General features: G+C 55.6%; 16 protein-coding genes. 8 read left to right on the forward strand and 8 right to left on the reverse strand.

Annotated features, from left to right (window positions below):
* The first annotated feature begins 64 nt into the window (after nt 1-64).
* The 4 genes from flgM to K0778_RS15145 all read left to right on the forward strand — a co-directional run bounded on the left by flgM (nt 65) and on the right by K0778_RS15145 (nt 4,463).
* Nucleotides 65-343, forward strand: coding sequence for a flagellar biosynthesis anti-sigma factor FlgM (gene flgM, locus K0778_RS15130; RefSeq protein ID WP_000705401.1), 279 nt, complete (start codon nt 65-67; stop codon nt 341-343).
* A gap of 12 nt (nt 344-355) precedes the next feature.
* Nucleotides 356-784 carry a flagellar protein FlgN gene (gene flgN, locus K0778_RS15135; RefSeq protein ID WP_000027799.1) on the forward strand — a complete coding sequence of 143 codons (429 nt, stop codon included), beginning with the start codon at nt 356-358 and terminating at the stop codon, nt 782-784.
* Between the two features lie 126 nt (nt 785-910).
* Nucleotides 911-1,840: a hypothetical protein gene (locus K0778_RS15140; RefSeq protein WP_000008069.1), complete on the forward strand. Its 930-nt coding sequence runs from the start codon at nt 911-913 to the stop codon at nt 1,838-1,840.
* Between the two features lie 178 nt (nt 1,841-2,018).
* Complete coding sequence (locus tag K0778_RS15145) at nt 2,019-4,463, forward strand: glycosyltransferase (RefSeq protein ID WP_001143108.1); 2,445 nt, start codon at nt 2,019-2,021, stop codon at nt 4,461-4,463.
* A 41-nt stretch (nt 4,464-4,504) separates the two neighbouring features.
* Here the strand turns inward: K0778_RS15145 and K0778_RS15150 are convergent, their stop codons facing one another.
* Genes K0778_RS15150 through K0778_RS15185 form a run of 8 tightly spaced genes read right to left on the reverse strand, consistent with a single transcriptional unit; the run spans nt 4,505 to nt 11,365 of the window.
* The gene (locus K0778_RS15150; RefSeq protein WP_000859525.1) at nt 4,505-4,900 is read right to left on the reverse strand and encodes an adenylyltransferase/cytidyltransferase family protein; all 396 of its coding nucleotides are present in this window, start codon (nt 4,898-4,900) and stop codon (nt 4,505-4,507) included.
* 2 nt (nt 4,901-4,902) lie between these two features.
* The gene (gene fliJ / locus K0778_RS15155) at nt 4,903-5,337 is read right to left on the reverse strand and encodes a flagellar export protein FliJ (protein ID WP_001248924.1); all 435 of its coding nucleotides are present in this window, start codon (nt 5,335-5,337) and stop codon (nt 4,903-4,905) included.
* Between the two features lie 2 nt (nt 5,338-5,339).
* Nucleotides 5,340-6,677, reverse strand: a complete 1,338-nt coding sequence (gene fliI, locus K0778_RS15160) for a flagellar protein export ATPase FliI (protein WP_001279403.1) — start codon at nt 6,675-6,677, stop codon at nt 5,340-5,342.
* Nucleotides 6,670-7,380, reverse strand: a complete 711-nt coding sequence (fliH, locus tag K0778_RS15165; RefSeq protein ID WP_000151519.1) for a flagellar assembly protein FliH — start codon at nt 7,378-7,380, stop codon at nt 6,670-6,672. The genes fliI and fliH overlap by 8 nt, the downstream gene beginning before the upstream one ends.
* 3 nt (nt 7,381-7,383) lie before the next feature.
* Nucleotides 7,384-8,394 carry a flagellar motor switch protein FliG gene (locus K0778_RS15170; protein ID WP_001293173.1) on the reverse strand — a complete coding sequence of 337 codons (1,011 nt, stop codon included), beginning with the start codon at nt 8,392-8,394 and terminating at the stop codon, nt 7,384-7,386.
* Nucleotides 8,372-10,018 carry a flagellar basal-body MS-ring/collar protein FliF gene (fliF, locus tag K0778_RS15175; RefSeq protein ID WP_001752079.1) on the reverse strand — a complete coding sequence of 549 codons (1,647 nt, stop codon included), beginning with the start codon at nt 10,016-10,018 and terminating at the stop codon, nt 8,372-8,374. Before fliF ends, K0778_RS15170 begins: the two co-directional genes overlap by 23 nt.
* A gap of 4 nt (nt 10,019-10,022) precedes the next feature.
* Nucleotides 10,023-10,364: a flagellar hook-basal body complex protein FliE gene (locus K0778_RS15180; protein ID WP_000029089.1), complete on the reverse strand. Its 342-nt coding sequence runs from the start codon at nt 10,362-10,364 to the stop codon at nt 10,023-10,025.
* Between the two features lie 14 nt (nt 10,365-10,378).
* On the reverse strand, nt 10,379-11,365 hold the full coding sequence (locus K0778_RS15185; RefSeq protein WP_001292204.1) for a sigma-54-dependent Fis family transcriptional regulator: 987 nt from the start codon (nt 11,363-11,365) through the stop codon (nt 10,379-10,381).
* A gap of 386 nt (nt 11,366-11,751) precedes the next feature.
* On the opposite strand from K0778_RS15185, the gene K0778_RS15190 reads away from it, so the two are divergent.
* The 4 genes from K0778_RS15190 to K0778_RS15205 are packed head-to-tail and all read left to right on the forward strand — an operon-like array spanning nt 11,752 to nt 13,991.
* Nucleotides 11,752-12,603, forward strand: coding sequence for a FliM/FliN family flagellar motor switch protein (locus tag K0778_RS15190; protein ID WP_063084597.1), 852 nt, complete (start codon nt 11,752-11,754; stop codon nt 12,601-12,603).
* Nucleotides 12,596-12,967, forward strand: a complete 372-nt coding sequence (locus tag K0778_RS15195; RefSeq protein WP_001635785.1) for a FliM/FliN family flagellar motor switch protein — start codon at nt 12,596-12,598, stop codon at nt 12,965-12,967. Before K0778_RS15190 ends, K0778_RS15195 begins: the two co-directional genes overlap by 8 nt.
* Nucleotides 12,964-13,716, forward strand: coding sequence for a flagellar type III secretion system pore protein FliP (gene fliP / locus K0778_RS15200; protein ID WP_000830273.1), 753 nt, complete (start codon nt 12,964-12,966; stop codon nt 13,714-13,716). Before K0778_RS15195 ends, fliP begins: the two co-directional genes overlap by 4 nt.
* Before the next feature lie 2 nt (nt 13,717-13,718).
* The gene (locus tag K0778_RS15205; RefSeq protein WP_000958542.1) at nt 13,719-13,991 is read left to right on the forward strand and encodes a flagellar biosynthetic protein FliQ; all 273 of its coding nucleotides are present in this window, start codon (nt 13,719-13,721) and stop codon (nt 13,989-13,991) included.

Below are 13,991 nucleotides of genomic sequence, written 5' to 3' on the forward strand. Positions count from 1 at the left end.
AAGTTTTGCCGCCTGTTAACCGCTTTACCGCAGTAACCCACCCAATTACCGAGACGAGGTTGCGATGAAAATCACCCCGACTATGCCAGGCAATCGCCCGACAGCCACAACGGCAGGCTCCAGCCAGCCGCGCAAAACCACGGCGACCACCACCACGACGCTGAGCGCCGACGACATTACTCAGGCGGGATTGCAGTCCGCCCAGCAAACGCTGAACGACCAGCAAGAGAGCGATATCGACAGCGACAAAGTGGCGCAAATGCAGGCGATGCTGGCCTCTGGCAGTCTACAAGTGGACACCGAACAGTTAGCCAGCGACATGCTGAGTTTTTTCCAGAACTAAGAGGCCGATGAAGTGAGTATCCGGTTACAACAGGTGAAGGCGTTGTTGCAGGGAATTCGTGCCGACGACGCTCTGTATGATTCCCTGCGCGAACTTCTTCAGCGCCAGCGGATCTGCATGATTCGCCGCGCCAGCGAAGAGTTGCTGGCGGTAAACGAGGAGATAACCCATCACTATGAACAGTTGCATGGGCATAGCCATCAGCGGCATAGCCTGCTGAAAATGCTCGGTGTTAGCGTAAATCGTGACGGTCTGGCGCAGGTGTTTGCCTGGCTTCCGGCGGTCCAAAAAGCGGCAGCACAACAATTGTGGCAACGCCTTGAGCAAAAAGCGGAACGCTGCAAAACCTACAACGATAAAAACGGCGAGCTGTTGATTCGCCAGTATGAATTTATTCAGTCATTTTTAGGCAGCGAAGCAGATTTTCTCTATCAGGAATAACGCGCATACCTTCCCCATAGCGGAAACGGATTTTCCGCCTGATTCTCAATCCTTTGTTTTTGATTACAAAAAATCTCGGCACGCTTATTGCACATTCTGCACAGCATTAAAGACTGGAAGCCACCTATGAGTTTTATTGAATGTTACGAACCGGAATACGTGCGCAAATTTTTAGCGCGTCACCCCGGTTCGCCTTTATACGTCCGCAAGGTGTGGAAAAACGAGATTCGCCTGAGCCTGTCATTGACCGATATTGCCAGCTGCGAAGCGGTGCTCAACGATGTCAGGGCCTTTGATTTACAGCTCACCTACCGTCCTGTGGAAGAAAATGCCGCAGAGCTTTCCGCGCGCGATGCGATAGTAAACCAGGTGATTTTGAGTACCCTCACGCTCCGTGATTTAACACCAGAACTGTCATTGTATGCCGTCGGTATCCTGCTCTCCCGCGCCAGTAAAATGCCGGGCAGAGACGGAGATATTCTTGCCCGTTTGACGACGCTGCCGCAGGCGCTGGCCGATCATGCGAAAAAAGGCATCCTACAGGCACAGTTCGCCCAGCTGCCGCCCGTGCCACAGCTGGCGCGTCACCTGGCCACGTTACTCGGGAGTTTTACGTTTGACTGGTCGATTTTGCCGGAAAGCCCGCGCAAAACTTCGCTGCCGTTGCAGATGCCTTTGCTGACGCTGCATGACGCTAACAGCGAAGCCCTGTTACAACAGCAGCTTCAGACGCAGTGGCAAACCACCTGGCAACAGCATTTTGCCACCGCGCCCTGGATGATGCGTAACTGGCTGATTTACCGCGTTTACCACGATGTGATTGGGCAGACTGACGGGGCGGATTATTTCCCGCTGGTGTGCGATTTTTATCTCCTCCGCACGTTAATCAGTTTATGGACGCTGGATGGTTCTTCGCTGCGGCAGGAGGATATTTTCGCCCTCTTTGCCATGTTTGAACGCTGGCGAGCCAGTGAAAATGCGCTGTTGGTTCGCCAGCAAATTCAGTCGTTATGTGCCGCCGACCCGCTGCTTTCAGCGTTTTCGCTGCTAACGTGAGTCGCTCTGTGCGCGCTTTGCCCCTCACCCTAACCCTCTCCCCAAAGGGGCGAGGGGACCGATCGAGCACAGTGTTAAAATCGGCGCTGATTTTCTCCCTCTCCCTGTGGGAGAGGGTTGGGGTGAGGGCATCAGCGCGCACATTCATCACATTCACCCATTAACTCACCCAAACACCATGCCAACACCAACCATCATCAAAACACTCAACACCCACCGCGAAAAACCGTTTGTCAGCGTCGTCACGCCAACCTGGAACCGCGGCGCATTCCTGCCGTACCTGCTCTATATGTACCGCTATCAGGATTACCCGGCAGACCGCCGCGAACTCATCATCCTCGACGATTCCCCACAAAGCCATCAACACATCATCGACCGCCTGACCAATGGCACGCCGGAAGCCTTTAACATCCGCTACATCCATCACCCGGAAAAACTGCCGCTGGGCAAAAAACGCAACATGCTCAACGAACTGGCGCGCGGCGAATACATCCTCTGCATGGACGATGACGACTACTACCCGGCAGATAAAATCTCTTACACCATCGCCATGATGCAAAAACACCGGGCGCTCATCTCCGGCTCCGATCAGATCCCCATCTGGTACAGCCACATCAACCGCATCTTTCAAAGCCGCAGCTTTGGCCCGCATAACATCCTCAACGGCACCTTTTGCTATCACCGTAACTACCTGAAAAAGCACCGTTACGACGATGATTGCAATTTAGGCGAAGAGAAACGTTTCACCGACAATTTCAGCGTAAACCCGCTGCAACTGCCCGGCGAGCGCACGATTCTGTGTATCTCGCATAGTCACAACACCTTTGATAAAGATTTTATTCTCGGGGCCAGCACGCCAGTAAACGCGGCGCTTACGGATATCGTCCGCGATCCGCTGCTGCGCAATGCTTATCTGAGTCTGCATAACGCCACTCATCACCAGGCGATCAACCATCAGGCGATCGATCAGATCGTTCTGCTGAATCTGGATAAACGCCCGGATCGCTTACAACAGATCCGTGAAGAACTGGCATTGCTGCATATTCCACCTGAGAAGATCACCCGCCTTGCCGCCAGTGAAGATGAAAACGGTCAACGGGGCCGCCGTCAGTCGCACTTACAGGCGCTGCGCCTGGCGCAACAGCACGGCTGGCAAAACTACCTGCTGCTGGAAGATGACGCGGTTATTCTCAAGCAGGAGAAACATATTCAGGTACTGAACACGCTGCTGGCGAGCCTGGCGAAAATTCCCTGGCAGGTGATGATCCTCGGTGGCGAAATTTCGCAGGGAACGATGCTAAAAAGTTTGCCGGGGCTGGTGCACGCGCGGGACTGCCGCAAAGTGTGCGCGTATCTGGTGAACAGCCGCTACTACCCGCAACTGGCGCAGCAGATGAGCAACGATGAGCACTCGCTGGAAGCCTGCTGGCAGCCGCTGCTACGCGCCGACAAATGGCTGGCCTGTTACCCGAGCCTTTGCTACCAGCGACCGGGTTTTAGTGATATCGAGAAAAAAACGACTGATAATATTGCTCACTATTTCAATAAGTTACCCGTAGCCACCAAGCCATCTACATTACCCATCGCCGATACCATCGGCTTTTTTATGGAAACCTCATTCCACTACACGCTGTACCGCCCAATCATCACCGCTCTACAGGCGCAGGGGCAGAGCTGCACACTAGTGATCAATGACCGCGTGTTTAAACCGTTTCTTGATGAGATGCTGGAAACACTGAAAAACATCGACGATCCGCAGCTTAAAGGTATGCGTCTGTCAGAAATGCAGACACATGGTCAGCGGGTGAAATGCCTGGTCAGCCCCTACCACACGCCTGCGCTCAATGGCCTGGCGGCGGTGAACATCCGCGCTATGTACGGCTTAGCCAAAGAGACGTGGAACCACGCCGACTGGAATCGTTTTTACCAAAGCATTTTGTGTTATAGCCACTACAGTCAGCAGGCGCTGGCGCATTTCGGCAGCGCAAAAGTGGTCGGCAACCCGCGCTTCGACGCCTGGCATAACGGCACGTTCGATCGCGCGTTGCCGGAAAACATCCAATCAGATTACCGTAAACCTACGGTGCTCTATGCCCCAACGTTTGGCGCATTAAGCTCCCTGCCCCACTGGGCTGAAAAATTGGGCCGCTTGAGCGGTGATGTGAACCTGATTTGCAAACTGCACCATGGCACCTGCTCACGCCCGGAAGAAGCAGCATCGCTGGCCCTGGTGCGCAGGCATTTAAAACAGCGCACCGACTCCGCCCGCCACACGCTGGCGCTGCTGGCAAAAGCCGATTACGTGCTGACCGATAACAGCGGGTTTATTTTCGATGCTATCCACGTTGATAAGCGGGTGATCCTGCTCGACTTTCCGGGCATGAATGATTTGCTCGACGGTGAGAAAAGTTATTCCACGGCAGAGAGCGCCGACCAGCGAATCCGCGAAATATTGCCGGTTGCTCATGATGTTGCAGAACTGCGTTATTTGTTGTCAGAGGCGTTTGACTGGGGGTCGGTGCAGGCGCGGCTTACGGAGATTCGCCATCACTATTGCGATGCGTTTATGGATGGCAAGGCGGGAGAACGGGCGGCGATTGTGATTGTGGAGGCGCTGGGGTAAACCGCGCATCCGGCAAGAAAATACATCTCTGTTTTAGTACTTTATAAAAGCCCTCTAATCACCTCAATAATCCCCGTCGTCGACACCGACGGCGTGCGGGGGAAATAGACCACCTCACAAATATACGCAAAGCTGTCAAACTTCCCTGCCCAGTCATCCCCCATCACTAAAATATCCGCACTGTACCCGCGCAAATACTCCGCTTTTTGCTCCAGCGACTCTTCCAGAAATACGCCATCCACGCACGCCAGCCCGGCGATGATCGCCATGCGGTCATCCTGATGGTAAACCGGTGCCCTGCCCTTTTTGGCGATGTTCAGGGCGTCGGACGATACGCCGACCAGCAGCCGCTCGCCCAATGCGCGGGCGCGTTGTAAAAGGCGCAGATGACCGACATGAAACACATCGAAGGTGCCGAAGGTGATGACCGTTTTCATGGCTACTCCGCTAATTTGTGCCGCAGCCAGCACTGCACGGCGATGTCGTCCACCGCTTTTTGCGCTTTCGCCGTGGCGCTTTCTTGTTGCTCGCGGCGTTTGTCGTCCAGCGTCAGGGCGACTACTTTCTCTTCGCACGCCGCCGCCGTGAGGTTTTTCTGCATTCGCGTGGCTTTGATATTGGCCAGCGTTTTTTCCTGCTCCTGCCAGGCGATTACCTTGCGCAGGGTGCCTTTGTAGCCGCTGACGTTTTTCAGCGATTCCACCGACACCGCCGCACCCGCAGATGTTTTCTCGACAAGGTAGCCTAACGCCTTGATATTGTTGTCATAACCCGCGCAAATCTGTTTTTGCTTTGCCAGCTCGACGGTTTTGTCTTTGACCGATTTATCCCGCAGGCGCTGCAACTGCGCCAGGGTGTCGATGATTTGTCGCATAGTTACTGTTCTGCCTTTTTGGCACAAGGAAAGAGGATTTGCAGGCGGCTTTGCACCAGTTCGAGGGAGGCGGGTTCGCGCATCTCCTGGCGCAAAAATCGCTCAATGGCCGGAAACATTTTCACCGCTTTGTCGACGCTGGCGTCGGCACCTGCCACATAGCCGCCGAGCGGGATCAGAGGTTTGATCTCCATATAGGCGGCATAGTTTTGCTTTAACGCGCGGGCGGATTGCTGATGTTCCAGGCTGGTGACCTGGTTCATGCAGCGGCTGATCGACTGGCCGATATCAATGGCCGGATAGTGCCCCGCTTCCGCCAGTTTGCGGGTTAATACGATATGCCCGTCCAGCACCGCGCGCGCGCAGTCGACAATCGGATCTTGCTGGTCGTCACCTTCCGCCAGCACGGTGTAGATGGCGGTCATCGATCCCGCGCTTTCGCTGTTGCCTGCGCTTTCGACCAGTTTGGGGATCATGCCGAATGCCGATGGCGGATAACCTTTGGTGGCGGGCGGTTCGCCGAGCGAGAGGGCGATTTCCCGCTGCGCCATCGCGTAGCGGGTCAGGGAATCCACCAGCAGTAAGACGTGATGCCCGCGGTCGCGAAACCAGGCGGCGATGGAGTGGCACAGTTCGGTGGCTTTCAGACGCATCAGCGGCGATTCATCGGCAGGCGCGACGACGACGATAGACTTTGCCAGCCCGTCCGCGCCCAGCGAGTGGTCGATAAACTCTTTCACTTCGCGCCCGCGTTCCCCAATCAGCCCAACCACCACGATATCGGCTTTGGTCTGGCGGGTGATCATCCCCAGCAGCACGCTTTTCCCGACGCCGCTGCCTGCCATTAGTCCGACGCGCTGGCCTTTGCCGATGGTCAGCAGGCCGTTGATCGCTTTCACGCCCACGTCCAGCGGTTCGTCTACCGAACGACGAGTTAAGGGATTAACCGAGGGCGGCAACGGCGGCAGAAGGTCGTTGCCGTTCAGGCGGCCTTTGCCATCCAGCGGTTCGCCGAGGCCATTCACCACGCGGCCTAACCAGCTTTCGCCTATCAGGATGTCGTGGGCTTTTTCTTCCGGGAAGACGCGTGCGCCTGCCATCAGGCCGACCGGCTGTTTAAACGGCATTAAATAGGTGATGTCGCGATTAAAGCCCACGGCCTGCGCGTCGATCAGCGTGTGATTGGCACTTTCGATGCGGCACAGCTGCCCGGTCATTAGCGGGCAGCCGACACTCTCCAGCAGGATGCCGTTAAGGCGCACCAGCCGCCCGGCGACGCGGGCCAGCGGGATCGACTCCAGCGAGCGCAGGGCGTTATCGAACGCAGAAAAATCACTCACCCTGCGACTCCGGCGTGAGTGTTTCTTTCAGCGCGGTCATGCATTGTTCAAGGCGATGCTCGCAGCCGATATCCAGTTCGGATTTGTCGGTGATCACCCGGCATTCGCCCGGTGGCAGATCCGGCGAAGGCGTCAGCCCCCATTCGCTGACCTTTTCCGGCACCGCGTCGCGCAGGCGGTTAAACTCTTCCGTACTCAGCATCACTTGCAGGGTTTCCGGCATCGCCGGGAAGGCCGCCAGCGCCTCTTCCACCAGCGCCAGCAACTGCGTCGGTTGCAGCGCCAGTTCGCAGCGGATCACCTGCCGCGTCACCTTTTCCACCAGTTGCAGCAAATCTTCCCGCTGTTTACGTTCGATATGGGCGAGAAAGTCGTTCACTTTACCGGTGATGGCTTCCAGCGGCTGCGCCGCCTCAACAAACTGTTTGCGCCCTTCCTGCTGCCCGGCGAGACTGCCTTCGGTGTAGCCCTGGCGTCGCCCCTCGGCAAAACCTTGCTGATGACCTTCGCTAAAGCCCTGCTCCTGACCTTCGGTCATTCCCTGAGCAAAACCTTTTTGCAGCCCTTCCTGAAAACCGTCCATCAACTGGCGCTGGTAATCGGCGGCGCTAATGCTGGCGGTGAGCGGTTCTCCGGTCACCGCACGCTGGCGCGGCGGGAAGCGGTGCAGGCGATAGCGCCCGCGCAGTGTTTCAATGGTCATGGGTTACTCCGCCGTCTGTTCCGCAAAGAGCTGTAGCTGAATTTCGCCCGCCTCTTCCAGTTCACGGGCGATGCCCATGATTTCGCGGCGGATCTGTTCGATACGGCTGACCGGCACCGGCCCCAGGCGCGCGGTGATCGCTTCCAGTTGTTGCACCTGACGTTTTGGCATTACCGCGTAAATCGAGCGCCGCAACAGGGCTTCGGTGCCTTTCAGCGCCACCGCCCAGTCTTCCATCGGCACTTCGTCGAGCAGACGTCGACGTACCTCTTCGTTCTGGCGGCTGAGGATAAAGAAGTCGTACATCTCATCCTGGAGCTGCTCCAGCACCTCTTCGTCGCGCTCGCGCATCTGGTCGAGGATCACCTGCTGGTTACCCTGGAAGCGGTTGACGATATCCGCCGCCTGTTTGATGCCTTTCACCTTCGAGCCATGTTCAGAGAGCACCGACAGGCCGCGTTCGATCAGCCTGTCCAGTTCATCCACCACGTCGCGGTTAACGTCGTTGAGTTTCGCCACCCGATAGAGAATTTCGTTTTGCACCGATTCATTGAGATACGAGAGCACCGCCGCCGAGATTTCCGGCGTCAGAAACGCGAGGAACACCGCCTGTAATTGCAAATGCTCTTCGGAGATCAGCATCGCCAGCTGGCGTGGTTCCACCCATTGCAGGCGCGCCATCCGCGAGCGGATCTCATCGCCGTAGATGCCGTTGATCACGCTGCTGGCGATCTCGGTGCCGAGGGCTTTGTTGAGAATACCCTGCAACATGGATCGCGATGCGCCGTTGATCCCGCTCTGTTCGCGGAACTCATCAAAGAAGTTATTGATCACTTTGCGCGCCATGCTGGTTTTGACGCCGGAAAGCCGCGCCATGTTTTCGCTCAGGCGCACTACTTCTTCGCGGCTGAGTTTTTGCATCACCGTCGCCGCCGCCTCTTCGCCCAGACACAGCAGCAGGATCGCCGCCTGTTCCAGGTAGCTGTTGCTCTTATTTGTTGTCAATTCGCTCATTGCTGGTGATCCATTGTCTGAGAACTTCGGCTACGCGATCGGTGTCGCTCATGGCCAGTTTTTGCAGGAACTCGAGTTTCACTTCGAGGCCGGAACTCTGCGAAGGCAGGCTGTCATCGCCGGGCAGCGACGGCAGATCGACGTTTTTGCGCTCCTCTTCCGGCATAGCGATCCACGGTTCGCTGACAGCTTCCGGTTCTGGTGTGATAACCGGCGCACGCACCGCCGTCAGGCGTTTCATTACCGGGCGCACCACAAAGAACAGCAACAACAGCGCCAGCAGGCCGCAGCCAATCAGCCGCACCCAGGCCAGCACGCTGTCATCTTTCCACAGCGGGATCACCGGTTCGACCGGGACCACCTGCGGGACAAAGTTAAGCAGTGAAAGCGTCAGGTTATCTCCACGTTGCGCGTCGATCCCGGCGGCATTGTTCAGCAACGCGGTAAGCTGCGTGGTCTGTTCCGGCTTCCAGTTTTTCAGCGCCGGGGCGTTTTGATTGAGCACCACCGCCACGTTGAGGCGTTTCACCGCAAAGCCGGGATGCTGAATATGCTGGACGCTGCGGTCGTAAGAGTAATCGCGCTTGCTTTCGCTGTGTTTGGATAACGCTTCCGGCGAGCGATTTTCTTCCGTGCCGTTGGTCATCTGATTCGCCGCAACCGGCGGACGGTTGCTGAGAGAGCCGGGCACACCCATCGCCACCTGATTGGTGTCGCTGTCCAGCACGCTCTCTTCGCGGTTTATTTTCGGCGCGTCTCCGTAGTGTTCCTGAGTTTCGTCGATGGTGCTGAGGTCGAGATCCGGCATCACGCTGACACGGTAATTCCCGCTGCCGACCAGCGAATCCAGCACGTTCGCCACGCTGGCGCGGGTTTTGTCCTGAATGTCTTTGAGGATCTGATCGCGTTTACGGGTAGCGGCAGAGACCGCCTCGCCCGCGCCAATGCCGTCGGTTAGCAGATTTCCCGCCTGATCGACGACGCTGACTTTGCTGGCCTGCAGCCCCGGAATACTGCCGGAAACCAGATGCACGATGGCGTTCACCTGGTCCATATTCAGCTTCGCGCCGTAGTGCAGACGCACCACCACCGAGGCGCTGTTTTGCAGCTCATCGCTGACCACAAACGAGCTTTCTTCGTTGAGCGCCAGATGCACCCGCGCGCTCTCCACCGCGTCCAGCGACATAATGCTCTGCGCCAGCTCCCCTTCGAGGCTGCGTTTATAGCGCACGTTCTGCACGAACTGGCTGCTGCCGAGCACTTCGTCTTTGTCCATCAGCTCGTAGCCGCTGGGCAATATCGCCTGCACGCCTTTCGCGGCAAGGGTCATACGCGTTTTCGACAGTTCATCTTCCGGCACCAGAATCTGCCCGCTCTGCGGGTCGATGCGGTAGCTGAGCTTTTCGCCGTCCAGCACCGTGACAATCTGCGACACGGGCAGATTTTCCTGGCGTCCGTAGAGCGAAACGTAGCCGCGATTACCGGTCCACAGCACGCTGACGATAATCGCCGTCGCCGCCACGGCAAGCCCCACTCCCGCCATCAACGCCCAGCGTTTGTTATCTACGAGACGCAGTCGAAACGCCGGAAACGCCTGGGTTAACTTCTTTATTTGTGCATTCATAGGGTTAGATCGACATACTCATCAGGTCGTTAAACCCGGTGGCGATTTTATTGCGCACCTGCACCAGCGCGGAGAAAGAGAGCGACGCCTGCTGGCTGGCGATCATCGCACCTGCCAGGTCATCACTTTTGCCCGTGTCGACAGCCGTTTGCTGCTGCTCCGCCACCTGCTGGAACTGATCAACATGACCAAGCGCGCCGTACATAATGCGGTTAAACGACACGTCCGGGTCTGTGGAACTGAAGGTCATGGCGGGTAGCACCGGCGCCTGGGCGTTGGCCTGCATCCGCTGCACGTCCTGCATGATTTGCGCCTGCATGGTGCTGTTGATTGTGGTAATGCTCATTTTTAACTTCCGGGTCAGGAGAAAACTTCGATACCTTGCTTGCGCATGGAGGCCAGTCGATAGCGCAGTGCGCGCGGGGTAATGCCTAACAGGTCGGCGATTTTGCTGCGGTTGCCCTGATATTTACGCATCAGGTCAGCGATATATTGATACTGGGCGCTTCGTCCGTGCTGGCCCAAATCGCTGGTTTCGGCAATGTGGACGGCGGGCTGAACAGGCCATTGCAGTTCGCTGCGGTCGGCAACGTCCGTTTCCGGCAGGCCTAAGGCATCCGGGTAAATCACGCCGTCGCGATTTAAAATCATTCCCCGCTGAATGGCGTTCTCCAGCTGGCGCACGTTGCCGGGCCAGCGGTAATTGAGCAGCGCCCGGCGGGTAGATTCTGAAAGGGTGATATTTTTCACCAGCACCGTGGAGTACTTTTTTATAAATGACTCTGCCAGCGGAATAATATCGTTCAGACGTTCACGCAGTGGCGGCATGGTAATAGGAATAACCGCCAGACGATAATAGAGATCTTCACGAAAACGCCCGGCAGCCACTTCCTGTTCAAGGTTTTTATTGGTGCAGGCAATCAGGCGAAAATTGAGTTTAATTTGTCGGTTGCTGCCTAATCGCTCAACCTGTTGCTCCTGCAATACGCGTAATATTTTGGCCTGTAGCGCCAGCGGCATATCGCCAATTTCATCGAGTAATAAGGTGCCGTTATTCGCCAGTTCCATTTTTCCTGGCACACTGGCAATTGCGCCGGTAAATGCGCCTTTGTCGTAGCCAAATAATGTAGCTTCCAGCATGTTTTCCGGGATCGCTGCGCAGTTCACGCCGATATAGGGCGCGTTATCATTTTCACCAAAGGCTACGGTGTGAATATATTTCGCCACGCATTCTTTGCCCGCGCCGGTTTCGCCCTGAATGAGCACCGGCACGTTAAATGCGGCGACACGCTTTGCCAGAGTAAAAGCGTTAATGCTGGAAGCGGCAGTTGCAATAAGTTCAGACATAGGGTGAACGATATCAGTAGCGACAGAAAACAGGATATTGTGAAGCGTATCACCGGCGGGATTAACAAGTTCGAATTAAACGATAATAAAAATATTATTTTATGGTAAACAATGAGTTATCCATGTAGGCCGGATAAGGCGTTTACGCCGCATCCGGCAATCGTGCGCCGATGCCTGATGCGACGCTGCGCGTCTTATCAGGCCTACGGTTCGTGCAATGTGTTATGACGATGCCTGATATCTAGCCCTTTAATAATTTAATTATTTTTTCATCCTATTAATAATTTGCCCCTTTCACTCCCCCTCTATTTAATACCTCACCTTGTGTCACTGCCGGATTTGCGTGCACAAAATCGCCCATACCATTACAGCAGAGAAAGTAAGCCATGCTGAAGTACAGTAAAACGCCAGGCATCTTTAAATTAGAAGGTAATCGGCTCGGACGCCCCTACCATCACCTGCCGCCCCTGTTTACGGGGAATTTTGACGTGATTGATTCGCATCTGGGCAGCTACTTTCTCAAAAAGCATCGCAGCAATATCACCTTAAAAAAGATTGGCTGCGAAATGGATATTATTAATAAAAACGCTGAACTAATGATTTCCCAGGTCGGGCATCTGGCGTTTGATATTGATCGCTCCTTGCTGTTAATGCTGCTGGGCAATTTTTATGGTCTGGAGTCGTCTCTTGAAGAGGCGAAAGCGCATAACGGCCTGCCGACCAAAACCGAAACACGATTAAAGAACCGACTCGCGCTGGATATCTGCACGCTGATATTTAATCTGCAAACCTCCGGTATTGCGCTGAAATTAAAGCTGGACAGCAGCACGGTGATTACCCACTGGGCGTATCAATTAACCTTTACCCTTGCGGGCGATGAAGAGAGCTGTTTTCGTATTTTGCTCGACGACGCCCACACCGATTTTATTTTAAATCTGATCCGCCACAGCGAGCACAGTAAACCGCAGCAGGTGGCGAAATCCGTCAATAAACCGGCCCTGATTAAAGAGATCATCCGCTCCCTGCCGCTGACCCTGAACGTCAAAATCGCCGAGCTATCGATGAATGTCGCGGATCTCACGCAGATAAAAGCCGGGGATATTTTACCCATCTCGCTGGGAGAAACGTTCCCGGTGGCGATTGGGCAATCTGAATTATTTAGCGCCCTGATTGTGGAAGACAAAGACAAACTGTTTTTGTCGGAGCTGGCGGGCAAAAATGAGAATAGCCATGAGTAAGCAAGAAGATATTTTAGCCGGGGATTTTGGCCTCACCGATGAAGTTGCGCCTGTCGCAAAATCCGCCGACGCTGAAACGCTGGTCCCCCGCCTGGAAGACCGTTTTTCCGACTCGATGACGCTGCTAAAACGCATTCCGGTGACCTTAACGCTGGAAGTGTCGTCGGTGGAGATCATGTTAGCCGACCTCCTTAACATCGACGACGACACGGTGATTGAGCTGGATAAACTCGCCGGGGAGCCGCTGGATATTAAAGTGAACAATATCCTGCTGGGCAAAGCGGAAGTGGTGGTGGTCAACGAGAAGTACGGCCTGCGCGTGCTGGAATTTAACACCCGCGATATCAACGACCTGGCACCATGAAACGCCGCACTCAACTGACGCTGGGCCTTGGGCTGCTGGCGCTTGCGCCGCTGGCAATCGCCCAGGGCGGCGATATTGCGCTGCTTAACGTGGTCACCCACGGCAACACTCAGGAGTACAGCGTCAAAATTCAGGTACTGATTCTGATGACCCTCGTCGGTTTGCTGCCGACGATGGCGCTGATGATGACCTGCTTTGCGCGCTTTATTATCGTGCTGTCGCTGCTGCGCCAGGCGCTAGGGCTGCAACAAACGCCGCCAAACCGCATTCTGATTGGCATTGCGCTCTCCCTCACCATGCTGGTGATGCGCCCCATCTGGCTCAATATTTACGACCACGCAGTAGTGCCGTTCGAAAACGATCAGATTACCCTGACCGATGCGTTAAGCACCGCCGCGACGCCACTCAAACGCTTTATGCTGGCGCAGACCGACAAAAAAGCGATGGCGCAAATCATGACCATCGGAGGCGCGAAGGGCAATGCCGCCGACCAGGATCTCTCTATCGTGGTGCCCGCCTATGTGTTGAGCGAGCTGAAAACCGCTTTCCAGATTGGCTTTATGATTTACATCCCGTTTCTGGTTATCGACCTGATTGTCGCAAGCGTACTGATGGCGATGGGGATGATGATGCTGTCGCCGCTGATTGTTTCGCTGCCCTTTAAGCTGATGCTGTTTGTGCTGATCGACGGCTGGTCGCTGACCATCGGCACGCTCACCACCAGCATTCGCGGGCTGGGGCTGGGCTGATTATGTTGACCGTAGACGTTGCCGCCGACATTGTCGCCAGCGGCATAAAAGTAGTGATTTTGCTGGTTTCGGTACTGGTGGTGCCGAGTTTGCTGGTCGGCCTGCTGGTGAGCGTGTTCCAGGCGGTAACGCAGATTAACGAACAGACCCTGAGCTTTTTGCCGAGGCTGATTGTCACGCTGGTGGTGCTGGGCGTGTGCGGCAAATGGATGATTATCCAGTTGCATGATCTCTGCATTCACCTGTTTACCCAGGCCGCCCTGCTGGTGCATTAA

Source organism: Escherichia sp. XD33 (genome assembly GCF_019375075.1).
Taxonomy (GTDB): domain Bacteria; phylum Pseudomonadota; class Gammaproteobacteria; order Enterobacterales; family Enterobacteriaceae; genus Enterobacter; species Enterobacter flexneri_A.

Coding starts and splice junctions, on each gene's coding strand:
- flgM (WP_000705401.1), top strand. CDS start 65: ATGAAAATCACCCCGACTATGCCAGGCAATCGCCCGACAGCCACAACG.
- K0778_RS15140 (WP_000008069.1), top strand. CDS start 911: ATGAGTTTTATTGAATGTTACGAACCGGAATACGTGCGCAAATTTTTA.
- K0778_RS15145 (WP_001143108.1), top strand. CDS start 2,019: ATGCCAACACCAACCATCATCAAAACACTCAACACCCACCGCGAAAAA.
- K0778_RS15150 (WP_000859525.1), bottom strand. CDS start 4,900: ATGAAAACGGTCATCACCTTCGGCACCTTCGATGTGTTTCATGTCGGT.
- fliJ (WP_001248924.1), bottom strand. CDS start 5,337: ATGCGACAAATCATCGACACCCTGGCGCAGTTGCAGCGCCTGCGGGAT.
- fliH (WP_000151519.1), bottom strand. CDS start 7,380: ATGACCATTGAAACACTGCGCGGGCGCTATCGCCTGCACCGCTTCCCG.
- K0778_RS15170 (WP_001293173.1), bottom strand. CDS start 8,394: ATGAGCGAATTGACAACAAATAAGAGCAACAGCTACCTGGAACAGGCG.
- fliF (WP_001752079.1), bottom strand. CDS start 10,018: ATGAATGCACAAATAAAGAAGTTAACCCAGGCGTTTCCGGCGTTTCGA.
- K0778_RS15180 (WP_000029089.1), bottom strand. CDS start 10,364: ATGAGCATTACCACAATCAACAGCACCATGCAGGCGCAAATCATGCAG.
- K0778_RS15185 (WP_001292204.1), bottom strand. CDS start 11,365: ATGTCTGAACTTATTGCAACTGCCGCTTCCAGCATTAACGCTTTTACT.
- K0778_RS15190 (WP_063084597.1), top strand. CDS start 11,752: ATGCTGAAGTACAGTAAAACGCCAGGCATCTTTAAATTAGAAGGTAAT.
- K0778_RS15195 (WP_001635785.1), top strand. CDS start 12,596: ATGAGTAAGCAAGAAGATATTTTAGCCGGGGATTTTGGCCTCACCGAT.
- fliP (WP_000830273.1), top strand. CDS start 12,964: ATGAAACGCCGCACTCAACTGACGCTGGGCCTTGGGCTGCTGGCGCTT.
- K0778_RS15205 (WP_000958542.1), top strand. CDS start 13,719: ATGTTGACCGTAGACGTTGCCGCCGACATTGTCGCCAGCGGCATAAAA.